The 24583-nt window shown below is 66.8% G+C and carries 29 protein-coding genes; 27 read left to right on the top strand and 2 right to left on the bottom strand.

All coding sequences use genetic code 11. The annotated features are described in order from the left end of the window. Position 1 precedes the first annotated feature (1 nt). The 23 genes from mlaD to WKR98_RS01215 all read left to right on the top strand — a co-directional run bounded on the left by mlaD (position 2) and on the right by WKR98_RS01215 (position 18545). Positions 2-520: an outer membrane lipid asymmetry maintenance protein MlaD gene (gene mlaD, locus WKR98_RS01325; RefSeq protein ID WP_124691515.1), complete on the top strand. Its 519-nt coding sequence runs from the start codon at positions 2-4 to the stop codon at positions 518-520. A 16-nt stretch (positions 521-536) separates the two neighbouring features. Continuing rightward, a complete protein-coding gene (locus WKR98_RS01320; RefSeq protein WP_124691514.1) occupies positions 537-1322 on the top strand; it encodes an MlaA family lipoprotein in 786 nt (261 codons plus the stop codon). A gap of 8 nt (positions 1323-1330) precedes the next feature. Further along, entirely contained in the window at positions 1331-1996 is a 666-nt protein-coding gene (locus WKR98_RS01315) for an MlaC/ttg2D family ABC transporter substrate-binding protein (protein WP_238160191.1), read from the top strand. A 215-nt stretch (positions 1997-2211) separates the two neighbouring features. Continuing rightward, a complete protein-coding gene (locus WKR98_RS01310; protein ID WP_445936047.1) occupies positions 2212-3201 on the top strand; it encodes an ABC transporter ATP-binding protein in 990 nt (329 codons plus the stop codon). Beyond that, the gene (locus WKR98_RS01305) at positions 3198-4055 is read left to right on the top strand and encodes an ABC transporter permease (protein WP_124691512.1); all 858 of its coding nucleotides are present in this window, start codon (positions 3198-3200) and stop codon (positions 4053-4055) included. The genes WKR98_RS01310 and WKR98_RS01305 overlap by 4 nt, the downstream gene beginning before the upstream one ends. A gap of 4 nt (positions 4056-4059) precedes the next feature. Then, entirely contained in the window at positions 4060-4305 is a 246-nt protein-coding gene (locus WKR98_RS01300; protein ID WP_124691511.1) for a BolA family protein, read from the top strand. After that, positions 4305-5585 (top strand): UDP-N-acetylglucosamine 1-carboxyvinyltransferase, encoded by a 1281-nt coding sequence (murA, locus tag WKR98_RS01295; protein ID WP_341431806.1) that lies wholly within the window; start codon positions 4305-4307, stop codon positions 5583-5585. The genes WKR98_RS01300 and murA overlap by 1 nt, the downstream gene beginning before the upstream one ends. Beyond that, entirely contained in the window at positions 5582-6271 is a 690-nt protein-coding gene (gene hisG, locus WKR98_RS01290; protein WP_124691509.1) for an ATP phosphoribosyltransferase, read from the top strand. Before murA ends, hisG begins: the two co-directional genes overlap by 4 nt. Positions 6272-6404: 133 nt before the next feature. Then, on the top strand, positions 6405-7718 hold the full coding sequence (gene hisD / locus WKR98_RS01285; RefSeq protein ID WP_341431805.1) for a histidinol dehydrogenase: 1314 nt from the start codon (positions 6405-6407) through the stop codon (positions 7716-7718). Positions 7719-7756: 38 nt separating this feature from the next. Continuing rightward, positions 7757-8344, top strand: a complete 588-nt coding sequence (gene hisB / locus WKR98_RS01280) for an imidazoleglycerol-phosphate dehydratase HisB (RefSeq protein ID WP_124691507.1) — start codon at positions 7757-7759, stop codon at positions 8342-8344. Next, the gene (gene hisH, locus WKR98_RS01275; RefSeq protein WP_124691506.1) at positions 8345-8977 is read left to right on the top strand and encodes an imidazole glycerol phosphate synthase subunit HisH; all 633 of its coding nucleotides are present in this window, start codon (positions 8345-8347) and stop codon (positions 8975-8977) included. 81 nt (positions 8978-9058) lie between these two features. After that, complete coding sequence (hisA, locus tag WKR98_RS01270; RefSeq protein WP_124691505.1) at positions 9059-9811, top strand: 1-(5-phosphoribosyl)-5-[(5-phosphoribosylamino)methylideneamino]imidazole-4-carboxamide isomerase; 753 nt, start codon at positions 9059-9061, stop codon at positions 9809-9811. 178 nt (positions 9812-9989) lie between these two features. Next, the gene (gene hisF, locus WKR98_RS01265) at positions 9990-10769 is read left to right on the top strand and encodes an imidazole glycerol phosphate synthase subunit HisF (RefSeq protein WP_124691504.1); all 780 of its coding nucleotides are present in this window, start codon (positions 9990-9992) and stop codon (positions 10767-10769) included. Then, positions 10769-11194, top strand: coding sequence for a phosphoribosyl-AMP cyclohydrolase (hisI, locus tag WKR98_RS01260; protein ID WP_124691503.1), 426 nt, complete (start codon positions 10769-10771; stop codon positions 11192-11194). The genes hisF and hisI overlap by 1 nt, the downstream gene beginning before the upstream one ends. Beyond that, positions 11191-11532, top strand: a complete 342-nt coding sequence (locus WKR98_RS01255; protein ID WP_124691502.1) for a phosphoribosyl-ATP diphosphatase — start codon at positions 11191-11193, stop codon at positions 11530-11532. Before hisI ends, WKR98_RS01255 begins: the two co-directional genes overlap by 4 nt. Position 11533: 1 nt before the next feature. Then, positions 11534-11887: a histidine triad nucleotide-binding protein gene (locus WKR98_RS01250; protein WP_087838605.1), complete on the top strand. Its 354-nt coding sequence runs from the start codon at positions 11534-11536 to the stop codon at positions 11885-11887. 61 nt (positions 11888-11948) lie between these two features. Beyond that, complete coding sequence (gene tatA / locus WKR98_RS01245) at positions 11949-12188, top strand: Sec-independent protein translocase subunit TatA (RefSeq protein WP_124691501.1); 240 nt, start codon at positions 11949-11951, stop codon at positions 12186-12188. Between the two features lie 161 nt (positions 12189-12349). Then, a complete protein-coding gene (gene tatB, locus WKR98_RS01240; protein WP_124691500.1) occupies positions 12350-12916 on the top strand; it encodes a Sec-independent protein translocase protein TatB in 567 nt (188 codons plus the stop codon). Next, positions 12913-13677, top strand: a complete 765-nt coding sequence (gene tatC / locus WKR98_RS01235; RefSeq protein ID WP_124691499.1) for a twin-arginine translocase subunit TatC — start codon at positions 12913-12915, stop codon at positions 13675-13677. The genes tatB and tatC overlap by 4 nt, the downstream gene beginning before the upstream one ends. 76 nt (positions 13678-13753) lie before the next feature. Then, on the top strand, positions 13754-14902 hold the full coding sequence (locus tag WKR98_RS01230) for an ABC transporter substrate-binding protein (RefSeq protein WP_341431804.1): 1149 nt from the start codon (positions 13754-13756) through the stop codon (positions 14900-14902). A gap of 45 nt (positions 14903-14947) precedes the next feature. Continuing rightward, a complete protein-coding gene (locus WKR98_RS01225; protein WP_341431803.1) occupies positions 14948-15982 on the top strand; it encodes a branched-chain amino acid ABC transporter permease in 1035 nt (344 codons plus the stop codon). Beyond that, complete coding sequence (locus WKR98_RS01220) at positions 15979-17799, top strand: branched-chain amino acid ABC transporter ATP-binding protein/permease (RefSeq protein ID WP_445936043.1); 1821 nt, start codon at positions 15979-15981, stop codon at positions 17797-17799. Before WKR98_RS01225 ends, WKR98_RS01220 begins: the two co-directional genes overlap by 4 nt. Positions 17800-17813: 14 nt before the next feature. Beyond that, the gene (locus tag WKR98_RS01215) at positions 17814-18545 is read left to right on the top strand and encodes an ABC transporter ATP-binding protein (protein ID WP_341433754.1); all 732 of its coding nucleotides are present in this window, start codon (positions 17814-17816) and stop codon (positions 18543-18545) included. A gap of 14 nt (positions 18546-18559) precedes the next feature. Here the strand turns inward: WKR98_RS01215 and WKR98_RS01210 are convergent, their stop codons facing one another. Beyond that, positions 18560-19738: a S1C family serine protease gene (locus tag WKR98_RS01210; RefSeq protein ID WP_124691495.1), complete on the bottom strand. Its 1179-nt coding sequence runs from the start codon at positions 19736-19738 to the stop codon at positions 18560-18562. Between the two features lie 36 nt (positions 19739-19774). Here WKR98_RS01210 and WKR98_RS01205 point away from each other — a divergent pair, with 36 nt between their 5' ends. After that, complete coding sequence (locus WKR98_RS01205; RefSeq protein WP_341431802.1) at positions 19775-20599, top strand: Nif3-like dinuclear metal center hexameric protein; 825 nt, start codon at positions 19775-19777, stop codon at positions 20597-20599. 277 nt (positions 20600-20876) lie between these two features. On the opposite strand, the gene mscL is transcribed toward WKR98_RS01205, so the two are convergent. Then, positions 20877-21317, bottom strand: a complete 441-nt coding sequence (gene mscL, locus WKR98_RS01200) for a large conductance mechanosensitive channel protein MscL (protein WP_341431801.1) — start codon at positions 21315-21317, stop codon at positions 20877-20879. Between the two features lie 216 nt (positions 21318-21533). On the opposite strand from mscL, the gene petA reads away from it, so the two are divergent. The 3 genes from petA (at position 21534) to WKR98_RS01185 (ending at position 24549) form a co-directional block, all read left to right on the top strand. Further along, a complete protein-coding gene (petA, locus tag WKR98_RS01195; RefSeq protein WP_124691492.1) occupies positions 21534-22142 on the top strand; it encodes a ubiquinol-cytochrome c reductase iron-sulfur subunit in 609 nt (202 codons plus the stop codon). A 128-nt stretch (positions 22143-22270) separates the two neighbouring features. After that, positions 22271-23656: a cytochrome b gene (locus tag WKR98_RS01190; RefSeq protein WP_124691491.1), complete on the top strand. Its 1386-nt coding sequence runs from the start codon at positions 22271-22273 to the stop codon at positions 23654-23656. Between the two features lie 50 nt (positions 23657-23706). Then, complete coding sequence (locus WKR98_RS01185) at positions 23707-24549, top strand: cytochrome c1 (protein WP_192901847.1); 843 nt, start codon at positions 23707-23709, stop codon at positions 24547-24549. The last annotated feature ends 34 nt before the right edge of the window (positions 24550-24583 follow it).

Here is a 24583-nt window from a genome sequence, read left to right as displayed (position 1 = left end):
GATGTCGCGAGAAAAAGTCGATCTCTGGGTGGGAATATTCGTGCTGGTGGGCGCGCTCGCCCTGGTCTTCCTGGCGCTGAAGGCAGGCAACCTGCTAAGCGTGCTGTCGGTGGGCAAGACCTATGCGGTAACGGCCAATTTCGACAACATCGGGGGGCTCAAGCCCCGCGCGGCGGTCAAGAGCGCCGGCGTGGTCGTGGGGCGGGTGTCCAGCATCGCGTTCGACGACAAGATGTTCCAGGGCGTGGTGACGCTGGACCTGGATGCGCGCTACCTGTTTCCCACCGATTCGTCCGCCAAGATCCTGACCTCGGGCCTCTTGGGCGAGCAGTACATTGGCATCGAGCCGGGTGGCGACGACAAGAATTTCACCGCCGGCGACAAGATCCGCTATACCCAGAGCGCGGTCGTGCTGGAGAATCTGATCAGCCAGTTCCTCTACAGCAAGGCTGCCGAGGGCGGTAACAGCAAGCCGGCGGAAGGCGGTTCCGCGGGCTCGGCAGAACCCGCCGCGAAATGACGACGAGTGTAAGAAAATGAATAAGAAAATCCTGGCAGTGATGCTGGCCGCAGGGCTGGCGGGCTGTGCCACCGCACCGGAAGGGCGGCCGGCCGACCCGCGGGATCCCCTGGAGGGATTCAACCGCAGCATGTACAAGTTCAACGATACGGTCGACCGTGCCGTGCTCAAGCCGGTGGCTCAGGGCTACGTGGACGTGGTGCCGTCGCCGGTGCGCAGCTGCGTGCGCAACATGTTCGCCAACGTGGGCGACGTGATGTCGGCCATCAACAGCTTCCTGCAGAACCGGGCACCGGATGGCATCAACACTTCCTTCCGCGTGCTGCTGAACACCACCATGGGCGTGTTCGGCTGTTTCGATCTCGCCACGCAGAACGGCCTGCCTCGCAACAAGGCCGATTTCGGCCAGACCCTGGGTGTCTGGGGCGTCGGTTCCGGCCCGTACCTGGTGCTGCCGCTGCTGGGCCCCAGCACCGTCCGCGACGCGGGCGGCACGGCGGTGGACTTCCTGGCCGATCCGGTCGCGGTCAGCAACATCGACAACGTGCCCGTGCGCAATAGCGTCTATGGCCTGCGGGTCGTGAACGCGCGCGCCAACCTGCTCGAGGTGGGCAACCTGCTCGACCAGGTCGCGCTGGATCCGTATACCTTCACCCGGGATGCCTACCTGCAGCGGCGCGCCAGCCTGATCCGCGGCGCCAATGGCGCGGAAGGCGCCCTGCCGGATTACTCGCTGCCCAACTACGACGACGATGACGATGCCGCGGCGCCCGCCCCGGCGTCGGGTACGCAGAAAAAGTAAGGATTTCCATGATTTCGCAAGACATGACGATGCCGGCGGCGGCCACGCCCCGGATCCTGAACTGGCTGGCGGCGCTGGCCGCCGGCATGGTGCTGGCCATCGGCGGCATGCAGGCTGCCCGGGCGCAGGGCGCCGGCTCGCCCGAATCGCTGATCCAGCAGGTCACGGGCGAAGTCCTGACCGCCATCAAGGCCGATCCCTCGGTGCAGTCCGGCAGCCCCCAGCGCCTGCTGCAACTGGTGGACCAGAAGATCCTGCCCTACGTCGACTTCGAGAAGACGACGCGGCTGGCCGCCGGCCGCTACTGGCGCCAGGCGACGCCCGAGCAGCAGAAGGCGCTGGTCAAGGAATTCCGCACCACGCTGGTGCGCACCTATAGCGGGGCGGTCTCGTCCGTGAAGCAGCAGACCGCCGTGGAGTTGCGTCCCTCGCACTATCCGGCCGACGCCACCGACGTGGTGGTCAAGACCGTGATCAAGCAGCCGGTCGGCGATCCCATTCCCGTCGACTATCGCATGGAGAAGGCGGGCCAGGGCTGGAAGATCTACGACGTCAACGTCCTGGGCGTGTGGCTGATCGAGAACTATCGCAACCAGTTCTCGCAGCAGATCGGCCAGAACGGCGTCGATGGGCTGATCAAGTCCCTGGCTGAGCGGAACGCAGCGTTTAGGTGACCCCCCCTACGCCCTTCGGGCGCCCCCCAGGGGGCGGTGGACCGGCGGAGCCGGATCCACCGCATCCTGGGGAGGCGCTACAGGATGGAGGGAGGGGTGTTCGTGCCCGTCTTGCCCATCCTCTATAATGAGGGATTGCCCGGCGTTTGCCGGGATTTGCGCTTTTTAGGGGGCTGCGAGGCCCTCCCGGCGCGGTAGTGTTTTCTGATCAAGCCATGTCATCCGCCGTTCGCATCGAGCATGTTTCCAAGGTGTACCCCAGGCAGACCAGCCTGTGGCGGCGCATGGGCGCTGGCCAGGCGGTGGATGGGTTCCAGGCGCTGAACGATGTCAGCCTGGACATTGCCCAGGGCGAGTTCTTCGGGTTGCTGGGGCCGAACGGCGCGGGCAAGACCTCGCTGATCGCGATCCTGGCGGGGCTGTCGCGCGCGACCACGGGCCAGGTGTCCATCTGCGGCTACGACGTCGTGTCGCAGTTCCGTGCCTCCCGGCGGGCGCTGGGCGTGGTGCCGCAGGAGCTGGTGTTCGACCCGTTCTTCACCGTGCGCGAGACGCTGCGTATCCAGTCGGGCTATTTCGGGCTGCGCAACAATGACGCCTGGATCGACGAGATCCTGGAAAACCTGGGCCTGACCTCCAAGGCCGACGACAACATGCGCGCCCTGTCGGGCGGCATGAAACGGCGGGTGCTGGTGGCGCAGGCGCTGGTGCACCGGCCGCCGGTGATCGTGCTGGACGAGCCCACCGCCGGCGTGGACGTGGACCTGCGGCGCACGCTGTGGCAGTTCATCTCGCGCCTGAACCGCATGGGCCACACCATCCTGCTCACCACTCACTATCTGGAAGAGGCCGAGGAGCTGTGCGGCCGCATCGCCATGCTCAAGGCCGGCCGCATCGTCGCGCTGGATACCACGCGAGCGCTGCTGGCCAAGGTCGGCGGCTCGCGCCTGGTCCTGCACATGGGGGCATCGGGCTGGCCCGCGGGCAAGAGCCGCGCGCTGGACGAGCGGCTGGTGCAGCGCCAGGGCAACCGGGCGGTGCTGCGCCTGGACACCAGCACGGAGCTGGAGTCCCTGCTGGCGCAGGTGCGCACGGCGGGCGGCGCCATCGAGGGTATCGAAGTGCTGCCGGCAGACCTCGAGGATGCTTTCCTGAACATCATGCACGGGGGCTCCTCCTCGGCGTCGCTGGAGAAGGCGGCATGAGCGTTGTCGCACGGCCGCCCGAGGGCGCGACCACGAGTACCGGTTCCGAGACCGCCAAGCCGTCGGGTTTCGTCGGCTTGCAACCCAACCTGAACGCGGGCTCCGGCTTCCTGACGCTGTTCTGCAAGGAAATGCTGCGCTTCTGGAAGGTGGGGTTCCAGACCGTGGGCGCGCCGGTGATGACGGCGGTGCTGTATCTGCTGATCTTCGCCCACGTGCTGGAAGGCCGCGTCACGGTCTACGACACCGTGCCCTACACGGCCTTCTTGATCCCCGGGCTCATGATGATGAGCATGTTGCAGAACGCGTTCGCCAATTCCTCGTCGTCGCTGATGCAAAGCCGCGTCACCGGCAACCTGGTCTTCATGCTGCTGCCGCCGCTGACTCACTGGGAAGTCTTCTGTGCCTACGTGCTGGCGGCCATCGTGCGCGCCCTGTTCGTCGGACTGGGAATCTACGCGGTGTCGCTGTTCTTCGCCGCGCCGCATTTCGCCGAACCGCTGTGGATGCTGGTGTTCGCCGTGCTGGGTAGCGGCATCATGGGGGTGCTGGGGCTGATCGCCGGGATCTGGGCCGAGAAGTTCGACCAGATGGCGGCCTTCCAGAACTTCCTGATCATGCCGGCAACCTTCCTGTCCGGGGTATTCTATTCCGTGCATTCGCTGCCGCCGTTCTGGCAGGCGGTGTCGCACTGGAATCCGATCTTCTACACCATAGACGGCTTCCGCTACGGGTTTTTCGGGGTCTCCGACGTCACCCCCTGGCACAGCCTGGCGGTGGTCGCGGGGACGTTCCTGGTGGTGGCCGGGTTCGCGCTGCGCCTGTTGTCCACCGGCTACAAACTGCGTTACTGAAAGCATGACTCTTCCGACTCCGGAGCAGGTCCGGCAATACATCGTCGACGGACTGCCCTGTGAACATGTCGACGTGCAGGGCGACGGCCAGCACTTCGAGGCGGTCATCGTCAGCGCCGAATTCGCGGGCAAGCGCCCCATCGCGCGGCACCAACTGGTCTATGCCGCGCTGGGCGAACGCATGCGGGAAGAAATCCATGCCTTGTCGATGCGCACCCTCACTCCCCAGGAATTCAAGGCGGGCAATTAATGGATAAGCTGCAGATCACCGGCGGCCGCCCCCTGCGCGGCGAGGTCGAGGTGTCCGGCGCGAAGAACGCCGCGCTGCCTTGTCTGTGCGCCGCGCTGTTGACCGCCGATCCGGTCACGCTCGAGAACGTGCCCCAGCTCAACGACATCGGCACCACGCTGCGCCTGTTGCGCCAACTGGGCGCGAAGGCCGAGCGCGCCAGCCAGCCGGGCGACCGGGTGGTGCTGGAAGCCAGCCGCGTCGAGTCGCTGGAAGCGCCGTACGAGCTGGTCAAGACCATGCGCGCTTCGATCCTGGTGCTGGGCCCGCTGCTCGCGCGCTTCGGCGAGGCCCGGGTCAGCCTGCCCGGCGGCTGCGCCATCGGCCAGCGTCCCATCGACCAGCACATCAAGGGGCTGGCGGCCATGGGGGCCGAGATCAGCATCGAGCACGGCTTCGTCGTGGCGCGGGCCAAGCGCCTGAAGGGCGCCACCATCCGCACCGACATGATTACGGTGACCGGCACCGAGAACCTGATGATGGCGGCCGTGCTGGCCGACGGGTTGACGGTGCTCGAGAACGCGGCGCGCGAGCCCGAGATCGTCGACCTGGCGGAATTGCTGATCAAGATGGGCGCCCGCATCAGCGGCCATGGCACGGACCGGATCGTGATCGAGGGCGTGTCCCGGCTGCACGGCGCCACCCACCGCGTCATGCCGGACCGTATCGAAGCCGGCACCTTCCTGTGCGCGGTCGGCGCGGCGGGCGGAAAGGTCGTGCTGCGCAACGCCGATCCGGCCAGCATGGGCGCCACGCTGGACAAGCTGGCCGAGGCCGGACTGGCCATCGAGTGCGGTCCCGACTGGATCGAGGCGGGCATGAATGGTCGGCCGCGCGCGGTGGGCTTCCGCACCCTGGAATATCCCGGCTTCGCGACCGACATGCAGGCCCAGCTGATGGCCCTGAATGCCATCGCGGAAGGAACCGCGGTCATCACCGAGACCATCTTCGAGAACCGCTACATGCACGTGCAGGAACTGCGCCGGCTGGGAGCGGACATCGAGATCGACGGCCACACCGCCGTGGTCAAGGGCGTGGCGGGGCTGTCGGGCGCCACCGTCATGGCGACCGACCTGCGCGCCTCGGCCAGCCTGGTCATCGCGGGCCTGGTCGCCGACGGCCAGACCACGATCGACCGCATCTATCACCTGGACCGCGGCTACGAGCAGATGGAGCGCAAACTGCTGCAGCTGGGCGCCGACATCCGCCGCGTGGGCGGGTCCGGAGGGCAGGCACGATGAGCGCCTTCGCCCCGGCCGACCCGAACACGCCCATCACGCTGGCGCTGTCCAAGGGCCGCATCTTCACCGAGACCATGCCCCTGCTGGCCGAGGCCGGCATCACGGTGGTCGAGGACCCGGAGAAGTCCCGCAAGCTCATCCTGCCGACCAGCGACCCCGGCGTGCGCATCATCATTGTGCGTGCCTCGGATGTCCCCACCTATGTCCAGTACGGCGCCGCCGACCTGGGGGTGGCCGGCAAGGACGTGTTGATCGAGCATGCGGCCCAGCATCCGGGCGGCCTGTACCAGCCGGTGGACCTGCGCATCGGCAAGTGCCGGCTGTGCGTGGCCGTGCCCGAGGGCTTCGACTACGCCAGCGCGGTGCGCCAGGGCGCCCGCCTGCGCGTGGCGACCAAGTACGTGCAGGCCGCGCGCGAGCATTTCGCCGCGAAGGGGGTGCACGTCGACCTGATCAAGCTGTACGGGTCGATGGAGCTCGCGCCGCTGGTGGGGCTGGCCGACGTGATCGTCGACCTGGTGTCCACCGGTGGGACATTGCGGGCCAACAACCTGGTCGCGGTCGAAGATATCATGGACATATCGTCTCGCCTGGTGGTCAACCAGGCGGCCCTGAAGACCCGGCGACACCGGTTGCAGCCTCTGATCGACGCCTTCGCGCGCGCCAGCCTGGCCATGCCGGCCTGACCTGGCGGCATCCGCGGAGCGCTCGCCGCGCGGCCAGCCCGCCGCGCCATGCAGAGGCTGCATCGTCCATCGCCACGCGCCGCCGGCGCGGGGCAGGGCTGCCTTCCGGAAACCGATTTTGCAGAGCTAGCGTATGTCCCTCATCAACCGACTCGATACCCGTAGCGACGACTTCCGAACCCGCCTGCACGCGCTGCTGGCCTTCGAAGCGTCCGAGGACGCGTCCATCGAACGCGCCGTGGCCGATATCCTGCTGGACGTCCGCACCCGCGGCGACGGCGCGGTGCTGGAATACACCCGCCGCTTCGACCGCGTCCAGGCCGCGTCCATCCGCGAACTGGACATCCCCCGCGCCGACTGGGTCGCGGCCCTGGAGGCGCTGCCGCGCGAGCAGCGCGCCGCGCTGGAAGCCGCCGCCGACCGCATCCGGGTCTACCACGAGCGACAGCGGGCCGAGACCTGGACCTACACCGAGCCCGACGGCACCGTGCTGGGGCAGAAGGTCACCCCGCTCGACCGCGTGGGCCTGTACGTGCCCGGCGGCAAGGCGGCCTACCCGTCGTCGCTGCTGATGAATGCCATCCCGGCCAAGGTGGCCGGCGTGGCCGAAGTCGTCATGGTCACGCCCACGCCCGACGGCGTGCGCAATCCCATGGTGCTGGCCGCCGCCGCCATCGCCGGCGTCGACCGCGCGATCGCCATCGGCGGCGCGCAGGCGGTGGGCGCGCTGGCCTACGGCACGCCGTCCATCGTTCCGGTCGACAAGATCGTCGGGCCCGGCAACGCCTATGTCGCCGCCGCCAAGCGGCGCGTGTACGGCACGGTGGGCATAGACATGATCGCCGGCCCCAGCGAGATCCTGGTCATCTGCGACGGCAGGACGCCGGCCGACTGGATCGCCATGGATCTCTTCTCGCAGGCCGAGCACGACGAGCTGGCCCAGGCCATCCTGCTGTGCCCCGACGCCGGCTACATCGAGCTGGTCGAGGCCGCCATCGCCCGGCTGCTGCCCACGATGCCGCGCGCGGACATCATCCGCACCAGCCTGGCCAACCGCGGCGCGCTGATCCTGGTGCGCGACCTGGAAGAGGCCTGCGCCATCGCCAACGACATCGCGCCCGAGCACCTGGAAATCTCCACCGCCGAGCCCGAGCGCTGGGCCGACCTGATCCGCCACGCCGGCGCGATCTTCATGGGCACGCACAGCTCGGAGTCGCTGGGCGACTACTGCGCCGGCCCCAACCACGTGCTGCCGACCTCGCGCACCGCGCGGTTCTCGTCGCCGCTGGGCGTGTACGATTTCCAGAAGCGATCGAGCCTGATCAAGGTCTCGGGCGCCGGCGCGCGTACCCTGGGCCGCGTCGCCGCCACCCTGGCCTACGGCGAAGGGCTGCAGGCGCACGCGCGCAGCGCCGAATACCGCCTGGACGACGGCAGCGCCTCGTGACGCCGCCGCCCATTCAACCCGACCATCCGGAACCGATCATGCGTACCGCCGAGATCACCCGCAACACCAACGAAACGCGCATCCGCGCGGTCGTCAACCTCGACGGCACCGGCAAGCAGAACCTGCAGACCGGCGTGCCGTTCCTGGACCACATGCTCGACCAGATCGTGCGCCATGGCCTGATCGACATCGACGTCGTGGCCGACGGCGATCTGCACATCGACGCCCACCACACGGTCGAGGACGTCGGCATCACGCTCGGCCAGGCGGTGGCCAAGGCGGCCGGCAACAAGGCCGGCATCCGCCGCTACGGCCATGCCTATGTGCCGCTGGACGAGGCGCTCTCGCGCGTGGTGGTGGATTTCTCGGGCCGTCCGGGCCTGGAATTCCACGTTCCCTTCACCCGGGCCATGATCGGCCAGTTCGATGTCGACCTGACGCGCGAATTCTTCCAGGGCTTCGTCAACCATGCCCTGGTGACGCTGCACATCGACAATCTGCGGGGCGCCAACGCCCACCACCAGTGCGAGACGGTGTTCAAGGCCTTCGGCCGGGCGCTGCGCATGGCGCTGGAAGTCGACCCGCGCGCCGGCGGCACCGTGCCGTCGACCAAGGGAGTGCTCTAGATGACGCGCATTGCCATCGTCGACTACGGCATGGGCAACCTGCGCTCGGTCGCCCGGGCGCTCGAACACGTCGCGCCCGAGGCCGAGGTGCGCATCTGCAGCGATGCGGCCGGCGTGCGAGCGGCCGACCGGGTCGTGTTCCCGGGGCAGGGCGCCATGCCCGACTGCATGCGCTACCTCGAGGAAACCGGCCTGCGCGAGGCGGTAGTCGAAGCTTCCCGCAGCAAGCCCCTGCTGGGCGTGTGCGTGGGCGAGCAGATGCTGTTCCAGCGCAGCGAGGAAGGGCCGGCCGACGGCCTGGGCATCTTCGACGGACAGGTCGTGCGCTTCGCCGGCCCGGCCTTCGAGGGGCCCGAGCGGCTGAAGGTGCCCCACATGGGCTGGAACCGCGTGCGGCAGACCTTGTCCCATCCCTTATGGGACGGCGTGGCCGATGATACCTATTTCTACTTCGTGCACAGCTACTATGTGGCGCCTGCCGATCTAGGGGTAATTGCCGGTCAATCCGATTACGGGGTCGCCTTTACCTGCGCGGTAGCCAGAGATAACATCTTCGCAACTCAGTTTCACCCTGAGAAAAGCGCGGGGGCGGGCCTGCGTATCTACCAGAATTTCGTGCGGTGGAACCCGTGAGTCCCTTTAGCCGACAAGGCCCCCTTTTTCCGTCCCGCAGCCCAGTTAGCGCCACTGATTCGAACGACATCCTGATTCGCCATGCTCCTCATTCCCGCGATTGATCTCAAAGACGGTCGTTGTGTCCGCCTGCGCCAGGGCGATCTCGACGATGCCACCGTATTTTCCGAAGAACCCGCCGCCATGGCCACGCACTGGCTGGAGCAGGGCGCGCGCCGGCTCCACCTGGTGGACCTGAACGGCGCCGTGGCCGGAAAACCCAAGAACGAAGCCTCCATCAAGGCCATCCTCGACGCCGTGGGCGATGACATCCCGGTGCAGATCGGCGGCGGCATCCGCGACCTCGACACCATCGAGCGCTACCTGGACAACGGCATTTCCTACGTCATCATCGGCACCGCGGCGGTCAAGAACCCCGGGTTCCTGCACGACGCCTGCAGCGCTTTCCCCGGCCAGATCATCGTCGGCCTGGACGCCAAGGACGGCAAGGTGGCCACCGACGGCTGGAGCAAGCTGACCGGCCACGACGTGACCGACCTCGCCAAGAAATTCGAGGACTACGGCTGCTCGTCCATCATCTACACCGACATTGGCCGCGACGGCATGCTGTCGGGTGTCAATGTCGAGGCCACGGTCAAACTGGCCCAGCACGTGCGCATCCCGGTCATCGCCTCGGGCGGCATCGCCAACCTGACCGACATCGAGCAGCTCTGCGCCGTCGAGGACGAAGGCGTGGAAGGCGCCATCCTGGGCCGCAGCATCTACGAGGGCACGCTGGATTTCCAGGCAGCGCAGGCCCGCGCCGATGCATTGAGCTCCCCCCCTACGCCCTGACGGGCGCCCCCCCAGGGGGGCGATGCGGGTGGACCGGCGGAGCCGGATCCATCGCATCCTGGGGGAACAACCGCGCTGATCCGCGGGGCCCAAGGTGGGCTGCTCTCTTGGGAATGGGCGTATCGTAGTGGTTGGGCGGAGGGATTCTGCGCCCGGCAACGTGTGTTTTTGGAATTCTGTGATGTTGACGCGTCGTATTATCCCTTGTCTGGACGTGACCGCTGGTCGCGTGGTCAAGGGAATCAATTTCGTGAATCTGGTCGATGCCGGGGATCCGGTGGAGATCGCGCGCCGCTATGACGACCAGGGCGCGGACGAGATCACGTTCCTGGACATCACGGCGTCGAGCGACCAGCGCGACATCATCCTGTCCGTGATCGAGCAGGTGGCCTCGCAGGTGTTCATTCCGCTGACCGTGGGCGGCGGCGTGCGGCAGGTGGCGGATGTGCGCCGGCTGTTGAACGCGGGCGCCGACAAGGTGGGCATCAACACCTCGGCCGTGACCAATCCCGACCTGGTGCGCGAGGCCTCCGGCCGCTACGGCGCCCAGTGCATCGTGGTCGCCATCGATGCCAAGCGGGTGTCGGGCGAAGGCGAGGCGCCGCGCTGGGAGGTCTTCACGCATGGCGGGCGCAACGCCACCGGGCTGGATGCGGTCCAATGGGCGCGCAAGATGGCCGAGTACGGGGCGGGCGAGATCCTGCTGACCAGCATGGACCGCGACGGCACCCGTTCGGGCTTCGACCTCGCGCTCACGCGTGCGGTGTCCGACGCGGTGGCCATCCCCGTCATCGCTTCCGGCGGCGTCGGTTCGCTCAAGGACCTGGCGGACGGCATCACCGAAGGCCATGCCGATGCGGTGCTGGCCGCCAGCATCTTCCACTACGGGCAGCACACGGTGCAGGAGGCCAAGCGCTTCATGGCAGACCGCGGCATACGCATGAGGCTGGACGACTGATGGATACCGCACCCCAGACCCTGTCCGCCGACCAGGAAGCCTGGCTGGAAGCCATCGTCTACGACGATAACGGCCTGGTGCCCGGCATCGCGCAGGACGTCACGACCGACAAGGTCATCATGTTCGCCTTCCTGAACCGGGAATCGCTGCGCGAGACCCTGCGCACCGGCAACGCCACCTACTGGTCGCGCTCGCGCAACCGCCTGTGGCGCAAGGGCGAGGAATCCGGCCACGTCCAGCGCGTGCGCGAGATCCGGCTCGATTGCGACGGCGACGTGGTGCTGCTGCGGGTCGAGCAGGTGGGCGGGATCGCCTGCCATACCGGCCGCGAACGCTGCTTCTACCGCCGCCTGGAAACCGAGGGCGGCGCGCACTGGGTCGAGACCGACCCGGTCCTGAAGGACCCGGAGAGCATCTACAAATGAACGATTTCCTGGCGCAACTGGCCGACACCATCGCCAGCCGCCGGCCCGACCGGGGCGGCTCGCCCGAGACGTCCTACGTGGCCCGGCTGCTCAGCAAGGGGCCCGACGGGATCCTGAAGAAGATCGGCGAGGAAGCCACCGAGACCGTGATGGCGGCCAAGGACGGCGTGCCGGAAAAGATCATTTACGAGACAGCCGATCTCTGGTTTCATTGCCTCGTCATGCTGGAGTATTACGGTTTGCGTCCCGAACAGGTCGTCGCCGAGCTCGCGCGGCGCGAAGGCCTGTCGGGTTTGGATGAAAAAGCCGCCCGAGCCGGCAATGCCCCGAAACAATGAGATGAGTGACAACTGTATTTTCTGCAAGATCGCGCGCGGGGAAATCCCCTCGCGCAAGGTCTACGAAGACGACGAAATCTTCGCCTTCCACGACATCAATCCCATCGCGCCGGTACACTTCCTGGTCATTCCCAAGCGGCACGTTCCGTCGCTGCAGGACGTGGCCGCGAGCGACGTACCGCTGTTGGGTAGAATGCAGGTTCTGATCCCCCGCCTGGCGCTCGAGCAGGGCTGCCGCCCCGGTCCGGAAGGCGGATTCCGTCTGATGGCCAATAACGGCGCGGACGGTGGACAGGAAGTGCCGCACCTGCACTACCACGTGATAGGCGGTCCCCGCCCCTGGAAGCGCGACTAAGCCGGGCGATTTCCGCCCCTATTGACTGGACGATTTTCCGCCGCAAGGCGTGGAGCATGTAATGGGTAGCTTTAGCATTTGGCACTGGCTGGTTGTCCTGGTGATCGTGGTTCTGATCTTCGGCACCAAGAAACTGAAGAACCTCGGGCAAGACCTGGGCGGCGCCGTGAAGGGATTCAAGGAAGGCATGAAGGAAGGCGGCGACGCCGCGGCTTCCAACTCGGAAACCACTTCCGCCGACCCCAAGCGCGTCTCCGCCGACACCATCGACGTGGAAGCCAAAGAAAAAGAACGGACCTGACAGGGGTTTCCCCTCCAGATCCATCATCAACACGAAGGCGCCCCGCGCCAAGATAACCGACCCACTCCAGGGCACCGCGGATCCGGCTCTGCCGGTCCGCTAGTGCCGCCCCCTTGAGGGGGCGCCCGTCAGGGCGTAGGGGGTGTTCCCATAGGCGCTGAATGTTCGACGTCAGCTTTACCGAGCTTCTCACCATAGGCGTGGTGGCGCTCATCGTCATCGGGCCCGAGCGGCTGCCCAAGGTGGCGCGTACCATCGGCCACCTGCTGGGCCGGGCGCAGCGCTACGTCAACGACGTCAAGAGCGATATCCGCCGCGAGGTGGAGCTTGACGAATTGCGCAACCTGCGCAAGGAAATGGAAGACGCCGCCCGTTCGCTCGAGACCACGGTCAAGACCAACGTGGACGAGTTGCACAAAGGCCTCAACGAGGTCCAGCAGACTGTCGAGGGGGCCGCCCGCGACGTCAAGGACGCGGCCAGCGGAACGCCGGAACCGGCTGCCGAGGCTCCCGCGCTGGATGCGCCGGCCGCCGAAGGGACAGCAACTGCGCCGGTTGACGCGCCCTCCGCGGGGCAGGCCATCGAGCCGGCCGTTGCCCACGAGGCGCCGTCCGAACAGGATCTCGCCCAGGGCTCGCTGTTTCCGACGGACCCGCTGCCGCCGTCCGCCAATCAACCCGCCGCCGGCCAGCCGGCCGAGGCTTCGACGGTACGCGAAAGAACGTGACTGACAAAGACGTATCGCAGGAAGACAGCTTCATCTCCCACCTGGTGGAGCTGCGCGACCGCCTGCTGAAGGCCATCGTCGCGGTCGTGGCCGTTTTCATCGTGCTGTTCCTCTATCCCGGCGCCTCGGCCATCTACGACGTGCTGGCCCAGCCCATGCTGGCGACCCTGCCGGCGGGCACGCGCATGATCGCCACCGGCGTGATCACGCCCTTCATGGTGCCGGTCAAGGTCACGCTGCTGGCGTCCTTCATTGTCGCGCTGCCCTTCGTGCTGTACCAGGCCTGGGCCTTCGTCGCGCCCGGCCTCTACCAGCACGAGAAGCGGCTGGCCCTGCCGCTCATCATGTCCAGCACCGTGCTGTTCCTGTCCGGCATGGCGTTCTGCTACTTCGTGGTCTTCAAGACCGTCTTCCACTTCATCGCCACCTTCGCGCCGCAGTCCATCACGCCGGCGCCGGATATCGAGGCCTACCTGAACTTCGTCATGACGATGTTCCTGGCCTTCGGCCTGACCTTCGAGGTGCCGGTGGCGGTGGTGCTGCTGGTCAAGACCGGGGTGACCACCGTGGCCAAGCTGTCCGCGGCGCGCGGCTACGTCGTCGTCGGCGCGTTCGTGCTGGCGGCCGTCGTCACGCCGCCGGATGTTGTCAGCCAGTTCCTGTTGGCGGTACCTTTATGCGTGCTCTACGAACTGGGCCTGGTGGCGGCCCGTTTCGTCAAGAGCCGGGAATCGGATTCGACCGAGATCGAGAAAGTCTGAACCCGCCATGCTCCGGCGCCGTCCGCGCGGCCGGGGCAGGGGTTCGGTTCCAGAACAAGCACAAGTGGGGACCTTCATGTTTTCCTTGAACAAACTGGCCCTGGCCGTGGGCCTCGGCGTTTTCGCGGCCGCCGCGCATGCTGACATCACCGTGGGCGTCAACGTGTCCGCCACGGGGCCGGCAGCCTCGCTCGGCATCCCCGAGAAGAACACCTTCGCCCTGATGCCCAAGACCATCGCGGGCCAGAAAGTCAACTACATCGTGCTGGACGACGCCAGCGACACCACGACGGCGGTCAAGAACGCCCGCCGTTTCGTGACCGAGGACAAGGTCGACGTGATGGTCGGTTCCACCATCACGCCGAACTCGCTCGCCATGGTCGACGTCGCCGCCGAAACCGGGACCCCGGTGGTCTCCATGGCGGCCTCGGCCGCCATCGTCGAGCCCCAGGACGCCAAGAAGCGCTGGGCCTTCAAGACGCCCCAGAACGATGCCGAGATGGCCAAGGCCATCGTCGAGCACATGCAGGGCCAGAAGATCAAGTCGGTGGCCTTCATCGGCTTCGCCGACGCCTACGGCGAGGGCTGGTACCAGGAGTTCTCGAAGGCGGCCCAGGCGGCCGGCATCAAGGTGCTGACCAACGAGCGCTACAACCGCACCGATACGTCGGTGACCGGCCAGGTGCTGAAGATGATCGCCGCCAAGCCCGACGCCGTGCTGGTCGCCGGCGCCGGCACTCCCGCCGCGCTGCCCCAGAAGACGCTGAAAGAACGCGGCTATCGCGGCAAGTACTACCAGACCCACGGTGTCGCCAACAACGACTTCCTGCGCGTGGGTGGCAAGGACATCGAAGGCACTTTCCTGCCGGCCGGCCCGGTGCTGGTGTCGGCCCAGCTGCCGGCCGACAATCCGGTCAAGGCTTCGGCTACCGAGTACGTGCAGAAGTACGAGGCGACCTACGGCAAGGGTTCGGTGTCCACTTTCGGCGCCCATGCCTGGGATGCCGGCAAGCTGATCGAGGCGGCCGCCCAGGCCGCCCTGAAGAAGGCGCAGCCGGGCACGCCTGAGTTCCGCGCGGCCCTGCGCGACGCGCTGGAAAACGTCAAGAACGTGGCGGGCGCGCACGGGGTGTTCAACATGAGCCCCACGGACCACGTCGGCCTGGACAACCGTTCCCGCGTGATGGTCGTCATCGAAAACGGTGCCTGGAAGCTGATCAAGTAATTTTCTGGTGGACCAGGGCGGATCTCCGGCCCTGCCGGAGCTGACATGGATCTACAGATCGCCCTTTTCCTGATCCAGGACGGCGTCGTCAACGGCGCCATTTATGCGTTGCTGGGGATGGCGCTGGTGCTGGCCTTCACGGTCACGCGTGTGATCTTCATTCCCCAGGGCGAGTTCGTCGCCTGGGGCGCCCTGACCCTGGCGGGCTTGCAGGCCGGCCAGTTGCCGGGAACGGTCTGGCTGCTGGCCATGGGCGGCTGCGCCGTCATGCTGGTGGAGCTGTGGACCGCGTGGCGGCGCCAGGACTGGCGCGCCATTCCACGCGCCGCCGGCTGGAACCTGCTGTATCCCGCTTTGATCTTCGCCGCGGCGCGTTTCGTCGATTTCCAGCAGATGCCGCTGGTCGCGCAGATCCTGTTCGCGTTGCTGGTCGTGGTGCCGATAGGGCCCATGGTCTGGCGCCTGGCCTTCCAGCCAGTGGCCGAGAGCAGCGTGCTGGTGCTGCTGATCGTCTCGGTGGCGGTGCACGTGGCCATGGTGGGGCTGGGGCTGCTGTTCTTCGGCGCCGAGGGAGCGCGCACCTCGCCCTTCACCGACGGTGGCATCGAGCTGGGCGGCATTCCGGTCTCGGCCCAGACGCTGTGGGTGGTCGGTTCCTCCATCGCCCTCATCCTGGCGCTGACGGTGCTGTTCGGCCGGACGTTGTACGGCAAGGCCCTGCGCGCCACGGCGGTGAACCGGGTCGGCGCCCGCCTGATGGGCATCCCGACCAGCCTCGCCGGCAAGCTGAGCTTCACGCTGTGCGCGCTGATCGGGGCGTTCTCGGGCATCCTCATCGCGCCCATCACGACCATCTACTACGACACGGGCTTCCTGATCGGCCTGAAGGGCTTCGTCGCCGCCATCATCGCCGGCCTGGGCAGTTATCCCCTGGCCGCCGCCGGCGCGGTGCTGGTGGGCCTGCTGGAGGCCTTCTCGTCGTTCGCGGCCAGCGCCTACAAGGAAGTCATCGTGTTCACGCTGATCATTCCGGTGCTGATCTGGCGCTCGCTCGCCTCGCGCCACGTGGAGGAAGAATGATGCGGCTGCGTCCCATCTGGTTCGTCGGCGCCGGCCTCGTCCTGCTCGTCGCCGCCGTGTTCGGGATGTCCGAGTTCACCGTCACGCTGCTGAACTACATCGGCCTGTACGCGCTGGTGGCGCTGGGGCTGGTGCTGCTGACCGGCGTGGGCGGAGTGACCTCGTTCGGCCAGGCGGCCTTTGTGGGCCTGGGCGCCTACACCAGCGCCTGGCTGTCCATCGCCACGCTGCCGCCCGCCTTCGCGTGGCTGGGCGGCTCGCCCTGGCTGGGGCTGCTGGCCGGCCTGGTGGTAACGGCGGCGGCGGCCTGGGTGCTGGGCGCGATCGCGCTGCGCCTGTCCGGGCACTACCTGCCGCTGGGCACCATCGCCTGGGGCCTGAGCCTGTACTTCCTGTTCGGGACGCTGGATTTCCTGGGGGGCCATACCGGACTGTCCGGCCTGCCGCCGATCTCGATCTTCGGGCTGGACCTGTCCAAGGGCCGGCAACTGTTCTGGCTGATCTGGGCGATCCTGCTGCTGGCCATGCTGCTGGTCAGCAACCTGCTGGACTCGCGCGAGGGCCGGGCCATCCGGGCGCTGAAGGGCGGCATGGTGATGGCCGAGTCCATGGGGGTGGATACCGCCCGCTCGCGCATCGCGATCTTCATGATCGCGGCCCTGCTGGCATGCGTGTCGGGCTGGCTGTACGCCCACATGCAGCGATTCGTGAACCCCACGCCCTTCGGCCTGCACATCGGCATCGAATACCTGTTCATGGCCGTCATCGGCGGGGCGGGGCAGGTCTGGGGCGCACTGGTCGGCGCCGGCCTGGTCACGATGCTCAAGCAGTGGCTGCAGGACCTGCTGCCCAGCCTCCTGGGCGCTTCGGGCAACTTCGAGAGCATCTTCTTCGGCATCCTGCTCGTGGTCGCCCTGCAACGCGCGCCGGACGGGCTTTGGCCGGTGATCGTCCGCCTGGCCCGGCGCTGGCTGCCGTTGGCCCAGTCCCAGCGGGCCGTCGACGAAGGGGCGCAGCCGCTGGCACGGCGCGCCCAGCCGGCGCATGGCGAGGTCGTGCTGGAAGCCCGGGGCCTGACCAAGCGGTTCGGCGGCCTGGTGGCGAACAACAACATCAGTTTCACCGTCCCCGCGGGCGGGGTGCTGGCGCTGATCGGCCCCAACGGCGCGGGCAAGAGCACCATGTTCAACCTGCTGTCCGGCGTGGACGATCCTTCTTTGGGGAAGGTGGTCTTCCGCGGGCGGGACGTGACCGGCCGGCCGTCGCGCGAAATCGCGGCGCTGGGCATGGGCCGCACGTTCCAGCACGTGCGCCTGCTGCCGCAGATGACGGTGATCGAGAACATCGCGCTGGGCGCCCACCTGCGCGAGCGCCCGGGGCTGCTGTCGGGCCTGGTGCTGGGCAGCCTGCACCTGGATCGCCATGAAGAGGCGCGTCTCCTGGCCGAGGCGGCGCGGCAGGCGCGGCGCGTGGGGCTGGGCGACTCTTTGCACGTGGCGGCGGGCTCGCTGCCGCTGGGCAAACAGCGCATGCTGGAAATCGCCCGCGCGCTGTGCGCCGACCCCTGCCTGCTGCTGCTGGACGAGCCGGCGGCCGGCCTGCGCTACCTCGAGAAGCAGGCCCTGTCGGACACCCTGAAGGCGCTGCGCGCCGAGGGCATGGCCATCCTGCTGGTCGAGCACGACATGGATTTCGTCATGGGCCTGGCCGACCGCGTGGTGGTGATGGAATTCGGAGAGAAGATCGCCGAGGGCTTGCCCGAGGACGTGCAGCGCGATCCGCGCGTGCTGGAAGCGTATCTGGGAGGTGTGGAATGACGGGTCCGGCGGCAATGGCCGCGCCGCTGCTCGAGGTTTCCGGCCTGTCCGTGTCCTACGGCAAGGTCGAGGCGCTGCATGGCATAGACCTGGCGGTGCCGGCGGGCACCATCGTGACCGTGATCGGCCCCAATGGCGCGGGCAAGACCACGCTGTTGTCGGCCATCATGGGGCTGCTGCCGGCGCGGGGCGCCATCAGCCTGGAGGGGCGGCCCCAGCGGCGCGTCGACATCGAGCAGATGGTCGCCGCGGGCCTGAACCTCGTGCCCGAGAAACGCGAGCTGTTCGGCGAGATGAGCGTCGAGGACAACCTGCTGTTGGGCGCTTTCCAGCGCTATCGCTCGGGCCACCGCGACCAGGCCGCGTCGATGGAGGAGGTCTACGGGCTGTTCCCCCGGCTCAAGGAGCGCCGCCAGCAACTGGCCGCCACCCTGTCGGGCGGCGAGCGCCAGATGCTGGCCCTGGGGCGCGCCCTGATGGCCAAGCCCCGCCTGCTGCTGCTGGACGAGCCCTCGCTGGGGCTGGCGCCGCGCATCGTCAAGGAAATCTTCCTGATCATCGCCGAACTGCGGCGCCGGGGCGTGGCCATCCTGCTGGTCGAACAGAACGCCCGCGCGGCCCTGCAGACGGCCGACTACGCTTATGTGCTGGAGACCGGCCAGGTGGTGCTGGCCGGCCCGGCCCGCGAACTGGCGGACGATCCGCGCGTGGTCGAGAGCTACCTGGGCCTGGGCCGCAACAGGTAGGGCCCGGCCCGGCATCAGGGCTGCTGGACTTCGCGCTTGGGCTTGGGTCGCGTGCCTATGGTCACGCTGGTTTCCATTTCCTGCCCGCCGCGGACGATCTTGATGGCCACCTTCTCGCCCGGCGGCAGCTGGGCGATGGCGTTGAGCATGGTGGTGGTGTCCAGGATGGCCTTGTCCGCGACCGATACGACGATGTCGCCCGTGCGGATCCCGGCCTTGGCCGCCGGCCCGCCGCGCACCACGCCGGCGATGATGACCCCTTCCTTGCGCGACAGCTTGAAGGCGTCGGCCAGCTCGGCCGTCAGGTCCTGCGGCTCGACGCCGATGTAGCCCCGCGTGACCGTGCCGGTCGTGATCAACTGCTCCATCACCTGGCGCGCCGTGCTGACCGGAATCGCGAAGCCTATGCCCAGCGAACCGCCCGAGCGCGAATAGATGGCGGTATTGATGCCGACCAGGTTGCCCTGGGCGTCGATCAGCGCGCCCCCGGAGTTGCCGGGGTTGATGGCGGCATCGGTCTGGATGAAGTTTTCGAAGGTATTGATGCCCAGGTGGGTGCGGCCCAGGGCCGAGACGATGCCCATGGTCGTGGTCTGGCCCACGCCGAACGGATTGCCGATGGCCAGCACCACGTCGCCCACCTGGAGGTCCTCGGCCCGGCCGAAGGTGACCGAGGGCAGATTGGGCAGCGCCAGTTTCAGCACCGCCAGGTCGGTTTCGGGGTCGGATCCGACCAGCGTGGCCTTGCCCTTGCGGCCGTCGGCCAGCGCCACTTCGATCTCGTCCGCGGCCTCGATCACATGGTTGTTGGTCAGGATGTAGCCTTCGGGGCTGACGATGACGCCCGATCCCAGGCTGGAGACGGGCTCCGGGTTGGTGTCGGGTTCGCCGAAGAAGCGCCGGAACACCGGATCGTCGGAGAACGGATAGGCGGGCTGCTGGGGCGTGTCCTTGCTGGTGAATATGTTCACCACGGCCGGTGCCGCCTTGTGGGTGGCCGCCGCATAGGACGCGGTGGCGCCGCCTTCGCCGGTCGGCGAGGGCGAGGCCTCGAAGAACGGGACGACGATGGCGTTATTGCTGCCCGGGCCCCCGCGGCGTGGCAGCCATTCGGGTCGCAGGGTGGCGACGATGAATAAAATGGCCAGACAGACGGTGGTGGTCTGGGCAAAGATCAGCCATAGTCGGCGCATGTGCAAAATACTTTTCCCTAGCTTAGGAGATTGACAATGATCGCAGGCGAGCAGGCCTCAGCGCAAACCCATGCACCAGCGGGGGGCGCGGGTGGCGTCAGCGCCGAGGAACTCGCATCCTGGCTGGCTGCTGAACTGCAGGTTGCCCGGTTCCGTGACTACTGCCCGAACGGCCTGCAGGTCGAGGGCCGGCCCGTGGTCCGGCATATTATCGCCGCCGTGACCGCGTCCGAGGCCGCCATCCGGCACGCCATCGACGCCGGGGCGGACGGCCTGCTGGTCCACCACGGCTGGTTCTGGAAGAACGAGGACCCGCGCGTGCGGGGCACCCGGCGCACCCGCCTGTCGCTGGTCCTGGGCCATGACCTGAACCTGTTCGCCTACCACCTTCCCCTGGATGCCCACCCCCGGTGGGGCAACAACGCACAACTGGCCGAGGTGCTGGGCCTGGCCCCCCATCTGGTGGAGGGCGTGCCCCAGACCACCGGCCACGACGGCCTGATCTGGCTGGGCCAGGCCCCGGGTCTGGCCACGGTAGGCGACCTGGCGGCCCGCATCGCCCAGCGCCTGCGGCGCGAGCCCATGCTGATCGGCGACCCCTCCTGCCCCGTGGGCCGCATCGCCTGGTGTACCGGCGCGGCTCAGGGCATGCTCCAGGACGCCATCGACGCCGGCGCCCAGACCTACATCACCGGCGAGATCTCCGAACCCACCGTCCATCTCGCCCGCGAAACCGGCACCGCCTTTCTGGCCGCCGGCCACCACGCCACCGAACGCTACGGCGTCCTGTCCCTGGGCCAGGCCATCGCCGCCCGCTTCGGCATCCGGGTGGATTTCATCGACATCGACAACCCCGTCTGAGGGGGGGGTGGAGCCCACCCCCTACCCGCTTACGCGGGCCCCCTCAAGGGGGCGATGCGGGTGGACCGGCGGAGCCGGATCCACCGCATCCTGGGTCTAGTACCGCTGTCTTGGGTTGTGGCGCCGGTGCTTCGCTGGCTGCCAGCGGTAGCAACCGTGCTATCTATCCAAGATAGTTTCCCTAGACCCAGGAAACCGCGGATCTGGCTTCGCCAGTCCGCCGGTTTCGCCCCCTGGGGGGCGCCCGAAGGGCGTAGGGGGGATCTACCTCTTGGACCTACCTCTTGAGCAGATCGCGGATTTCGCGCAGCAGTTCGACGTCTTCCGGGGTCGGCGCGGGCGCGGCGGGCGGGGCTTCCTTGGCGAAGCGGGCCTGGGCGCGGTTCATGGCCTTGACCATCCAGAAGATGACGAAAGCCAGCAACACGAAGTTGATCAGAATCGTCAGGAAATTGCCCCACCCGAGCAGGGTGGCGCCGGCCTTGCTGAGGGCGTCGTACGTCTGCGGGCCGGCGTAGTCGGCCGGCGCCCGGAGTACGATGAACTTGTTGCTGAAATCGACGTTGCCGCCCAGGATGACGTTGACGATCGGCATGACGATGTCCTTGACCAGCGAATCGACGATCTTGCCGAACGCCGCGCCGATGATCACACCGACCGCGAGGTCGACGACATTGCCGCGCATCGCGAAATCGCGGAATTCCTTCATGATGCTCATGAACCACCTCCCGTTTGTTGTTGCGCGAAAGTATCCCTTATTTCCTTGCGCCGCGGGAAGCTCGACCGTAATAGTGCGAGTGCGAATGTGCTACGAAGTCTGTCGGGGCCTGTAGGCATTGCGTTATACTCGAAGGTTACTATAAGGCGCCGGTCCGCCAAGAGCGCCAATCTGCTTTCAAGTGCTAAGAGAAGAAGTAATCTTGAGGGTCAATCAATGAGTCAGGACAAAGTGGTAGACGCCGACCGCCGTTTTTGGGTCGGAACCACCTGTGCTGTCGGGGGAGTCGCGGCTGTAGGCGTGGCCGTTCCTTTCGTCAGCACGTTCGCCCCGTCCGAACGGGCGAAGGCGGCGGGTGCTCCGGTGGAAGTCGAAATTGGAGACATGCAGCCGGGTGAAATGCGCACCGTCGAGTGGCGCGGCAAACCGGTCTGGATCATTCGCCGTACGCCCGAGCAGCTTGCCACGCTGAAGGAAGTCGACGCCCAGCTCGCCGACCCGAATTCCGAGCGCAATCCGAACGAAATCACGCCCGAGTACGCGCGCAACGAGTACCGCTCGATCAAGCCCGAGTACCTCGTCGCCGTCGGCATCTGCCCGCACCTCGGGTGCTCGCCCACCGCCCGGTTCGCCACCGGGCCCCAGCCCAGTCTGCCGGCCGATTGGCACGGCGGCTTCCTGTGCCCCTGCCACGGGTCGACCTTCGACATGGCCGGACGGGTGTACAAGAACAAGCCGTCGCCCGACAACCTGACGATTCCTCCCTACGAGTTCCTGTCCGACACCAAGATCGTGGTCGGTGTCGACAAGAACAACAAGGCCTGACCGTCAGTCATTCGCAGCGGGGGAGGCGATAGCCGCGTCCTCCTGTCAAACGTAGCCATAGAAACACGTCGGCGTTGCGGCACCAAGCAGCGCAGCGCCGAACCCGCCGAGCAAAAGGAGCAGCAGCCATGGCTGGCGAGAAGAATGTCGAGACAACTGGCCTTCTGGGCTGGATCGACGCCCGCTTTCCGCTCACCTCGACCTGGAAAGCGCACCTGTCCGAGTACTACGCACCGAAGAACTTCAATTTCTGGTATTTCTTCGGCTCGCTGGCGCTCCTGGTGCTGGTCATCCAGATCGTGACCGGGATTTTCCTGGTCATGCACTACAAGCCCGACGCCGAACGCGCGTTCCAGTCGGTCGAATACATCATGCGGGAAGTGCCGTGGGGCTGGCTCGTCCGGTACATGCACTCCACCGGCGCCTCGATGTTCTTCGTCGTGGTGTACCTGCACATGCTGCGCGGGCTGTTCTACGGCTCGTACCGCAAGCCGCGCGAACTGGTCTGGATCTTCGGCGTGGCGATTTTCCTGTGCCTGATGGCCGAAGCCTTCATGGGCTACCTGCTGCCCTGGGGCCAGATGTCCTACTGGGGCGCCCAGGTCATCGTGAACCTGTTCTCGGCCATCCCGTTCGTCGGCCCCGACCTGGCGATCCTGATCCGCGGCGACTACGTCGTCTCGGACGCGACCCTGAACCGCTTCTTCTCGTTCCACGTCATCGCCGTACCGCTGGTGCTGCTGGGCCTGGTCGTCGCGCACGTCATCGCGCTGCACGAAGTCGGCTCCAACAACCCCGACGGCGTCGAGATCAAGGCCAAGAAGGACGCCAACGGCATCCCGCTCGACGGCATTCCGTTCCATCCCTACTACTCCGTGCATGACCTGTTCGGCGTGGCCATCTTCCTGATGATCTTCAGCGCGATCGTGTTCTTTGCGCCGGAGATGGGCGGCTACTTCCTGGAATACAACAACTTCATCCCGGCCGACCCGCTGAAGACCCCGCCGCACATCGCGCCGGTCTGGTACTTCACGCCGTTCTACTCGATGCTGCGTGCCTGCACCGACGACTTCACCTGGGTGCTGGCGTTCGCCGCGGTCGCGGCGGCGGTGTGGTTCCTGCTCAAGAGCCGTGTCAGTGGCGTCGCCAAGATCGCCATCGTCGTGGTGCTGCTGGCCATCGCCGTCCTGCTGCGCGTCTGGGACGCCAAGTTCTGGGGCGTGCTGACGATGGGCGGCGCGGTGGTCATCCTGTTCTTCCTGCCCTGGCTCGACCATTCGCCCGTCAAGTCCATCCGCTATCGTCCGGGCTGGCACAAGTGGATCTACGGCATCTTCATCGTCAACTTCCTGGTGCTGGGCTACCTGGGCACGCAGGCGCCCACCGAGGTCTTCAACCTGATGTCGCAGATCGGTACGGTCCTCTACCTGGGCTTCTTCCTGTTGATGCCGTTCTGGAGCCGGCTCGGCACGTTCAAGCCTGTGCCCGAACGCGTCACTTTCTCCGCCCACTGAGGATGTTCAACGGGCCGGAGGCGGTTGCGCCGGCCTGACAGACTACGGATATCACGATGAAGAAGCTGCTCGGTCTACTGATTCTGATGCTGGCCTGCACTGGGGTGCAGGCAGCCGAAGGCGGGTATCACCTGGAGAAGGCGCCCACGCGCCTGAACGACCTGCCTGCCCTGCAAAACGGGGCCAAACTGTTCGTCAACTATTGCCTCAACTGCCATGCCGCTTCGGCCATGCGGTACAATCGGCTCAAGGACATCGGCCTGACCGACGAACAGATCAAGGACAACCTCCTGTTCTCGGACGGTAAAGTCGGCGACATGATGACCGTTGCCATGAGCGCCAAAGAGGCGAAGGAATGGTTCGGCGCCGCGCCTCCCGACCTGTCGGTCATTGCCCGGGCGAAATCCGTCAACGCCGGACCGTCGGGCGCCGATTACCTCTACACCTACCTGCGTACGTTCTACCGCGACGATACCCGGCCCACGGGCTGGAACAACCTGGTCTTTCCCAGTGTGGGCATGCCCCATGTGCTGTGGGAACGCCAGGGTCCGCGCGAACTCACCACCGTCGCCATGCACCGGGGCGAAGGCGAACACGGTTGGGAGCGTGTCACGACGACTTACGACGTGAACGGCGCTGCTACCGTCAAGCATGAGCCGGTCGCCGACTACCACGGCCACGAAACGATGGAAACGCGTTTCACGGCCAAGGATCCGGCCCGGGTGCAGGCGTACGACAACGACGTGGCCGATCTGGTCGCGTTCATGTCGTGGATGGCCGAGCCCGTGCAGCAGCATCGCGTGCGACTGGGGGTGTGGGTGCTGATTTTCCTGGCTTTCTTCACGGTCATCACCTGGCGCCTGAACGCCGTGTACTGGAAGGACGTCAAGTAGTTCTCGAACTACCTGTCCGGGGCCAGCATCCTTT

The sequence above is a fragment of the Pigmentiphaga sp. YJ18 genome, assembly GCF_038066655.1.
GTDB lineage: Bacteria > Pseudomonadota > Gammaproteobacteria > Burkholderiales > Burkholderiaceae_B > Pigmentiphaga.
The sequence above is the reverse complement of the archived record's forward strand: the minus strand, read 5'-3'. Positions and strand labels throughout refer to the sequence as shown.

Excerpts from the sequence above, each read along its gene's own strand:
- mlaD (WP_124691515.1), top strand. The coding sequence starts at position 2 with ATGTCGCGAGAAAAAGTCGATCTCTGGGTGGGAATATTCGTGCTGGTG.
- WKR98_RS01320 (WP_124691514.1), top strand. The coding sequence starts at position 537 with ATGAATAAGAAAATCCTGGCAGTGATGCTGGCCGCAGGGCTGGCGGGC.
- WKR98_RS01315 (WP_238160191.1), top strand. The coding sequence starts at position 1,331 with ATGATTTCGCAAGACATGACGATGCCGGCGGCGGCCACGCCCCGGATC.
- WKR98_RS01310 (WP_445936047.1), top strand. The coding sequence starts at position 2,212 with ATGTCATCCGCCGTTCGCATCGAGCATGTTTCCAAGGTGTACCCCAGG.
- WKR98_RS01305 (WP_124691512.1), top strand. The coding sequence starts at position 3,198 with ATGAGCGTTGTCGCACGGCCGCCCGAGGGCGCGACCACGAGTACCGGT.
- WKR98_RS01300 (WP_124691511.1), top strand. The coding sequence starts at position 4,060 with ATGACTCTTCCGACTCCGGAGCAGGTCCGGCAATACATCGTCGACGGA.
- murA (WP_341431806.1), top strand. The coding sequence starts at position 4,305 with ATGGATAAGCTGCAGATCACCGGCGGCCGCCCCCTGCGCGGCGAGGTC.
- hisG (WP_124691509.1), top strand. The coding sequence starts at position 5,582 with ATGAGCGCCTTCGCCCCGGCCGACCCGAACACGCCCATCACGCTGGCG.
- hisD (WP_341431805.1), top strand. The coding sequence starts at position 6,405 with ATGTCCCTCATCAACCGACTCGATACCCGTAGCGACGACTTCCGAACC.
- hisB (WP_124691507.1), top strand. The coding sequence starts at position 7,757 with ATGCGTACCGCCGAGATCACCCGCAACACCAACGAAACGCGCATCCGC.
- hisH (WP_124691506.1), top strand. The coding sequence starts at position 8,345 with ATGACGCGCATTGCCATCGTCGACTACGGCATGGGCAACCTGCGCTCG.
- hisA (WP_124691505.1), top strand. The coding sequence starts at position 9,059 with ATGCTCCTCATTCCCGCGATTGATCTCAAAGACGGTCGTTGTGTCCGC.
- hisI (WP_124691503.1), top strand. The coding sequence starts at position 10,769 with ATGGATACCGCACCCCAGACCCTGTCCGCCGACCAGGAAGCCTGGCTG.
- WKR98_RS01255 (WP_124691502.1), top strand. The coding sequence starts at position 11,191 with ATGAACGATTTCCTGGCGCAACTGGCCGACACCATCGCCAGCCGCCGG.
- WKR98_RS01250 (WP_087838605.1), top strand. The coding sequence starts at position 11,534 with ATGAGTGACAACTGTATTTTCTGCAAGATCGCGCGCGGGGAAATCCCC.
- tatA (WP_124691501.1), top strand. The coding sequence starts at position 11,949 with ATGGGTAGCTTTAGCATTTGGCACTGGCTGGTTGTCCTGGTGATCGTG.
- tatB (WP_124691500.1), top strand. The coding sequence starts at position 12,350 with ATGTTCGACGTCAGCTTTACCGAGCTTCTCACCATAGGCGTGGTGGCG.
- WKR98_RS01230 (WP_341431804.1), top strand. The coding sequence starts at position 13,754 with ATGTTTTCCTTGAACAAACTGGCCCTGGCCGTGGGCCTCGGCGTTTTC.
- WKR98_RS01225 (WP_341431803.1), top strand. The coding sequence starts at position 14,948 with ATGGATCTACAGATCGCCCTTTTCCTGATCCAGGACGGCGTCGTCAAC.
- WKR98_RS01220 (WP_445936043.1), top strand. The coding sequence starts at position 15,979 with ATGATGCGGCTGCGTCCCATCTGGTTCGTCGGCGCCGGCCTCGTCCTG.
- WKR98_RS01215 (WP_341433754.1), top strand. The coding sequence starts at position 17,814 with ATGGCCGCGCCGCTGCTCGAGGTTTCCGGCCTGTCCGTGTCCTACGGC.
- WKR98_RS01210 (WP_124691495.1), bottom strand. The coding sequence starts at position 19,738 with ATGCGCCGACTATGGCTGATCTTTGCCCAGACCACCACCGTCTGTCTG.
- WKR98_RS01205 (WP_341431802.1), top strand. The coding sequence starts at position 19,775 with ATGATCGCAGGCGAGCAGGCCTCAGCGCAAACCCATGCACCAGCGGGG.
- mscL (WP_341431801.1), bottom strand. The coding sequence starts at position 21,317 with ATGAGCATCATGAAGGAATTCCGCGATTTCGCGATGCGCGGCAATGTC.
- petA (WP_124691492.1), top strand. The coding sequence starts at position 21,534 with ATGAGTCAGGACAAAGTGGTAGACGCCGACCGCCGTTTTTGGGTCGGA.
- WKR98_RS01190 (WP_124691491.1), top strand. The coding sequence starts at position 22,271 with ATGGCTGGCGAGAAGAATGTCGAGACAACTGGCCTTCTGGGCTGGATC.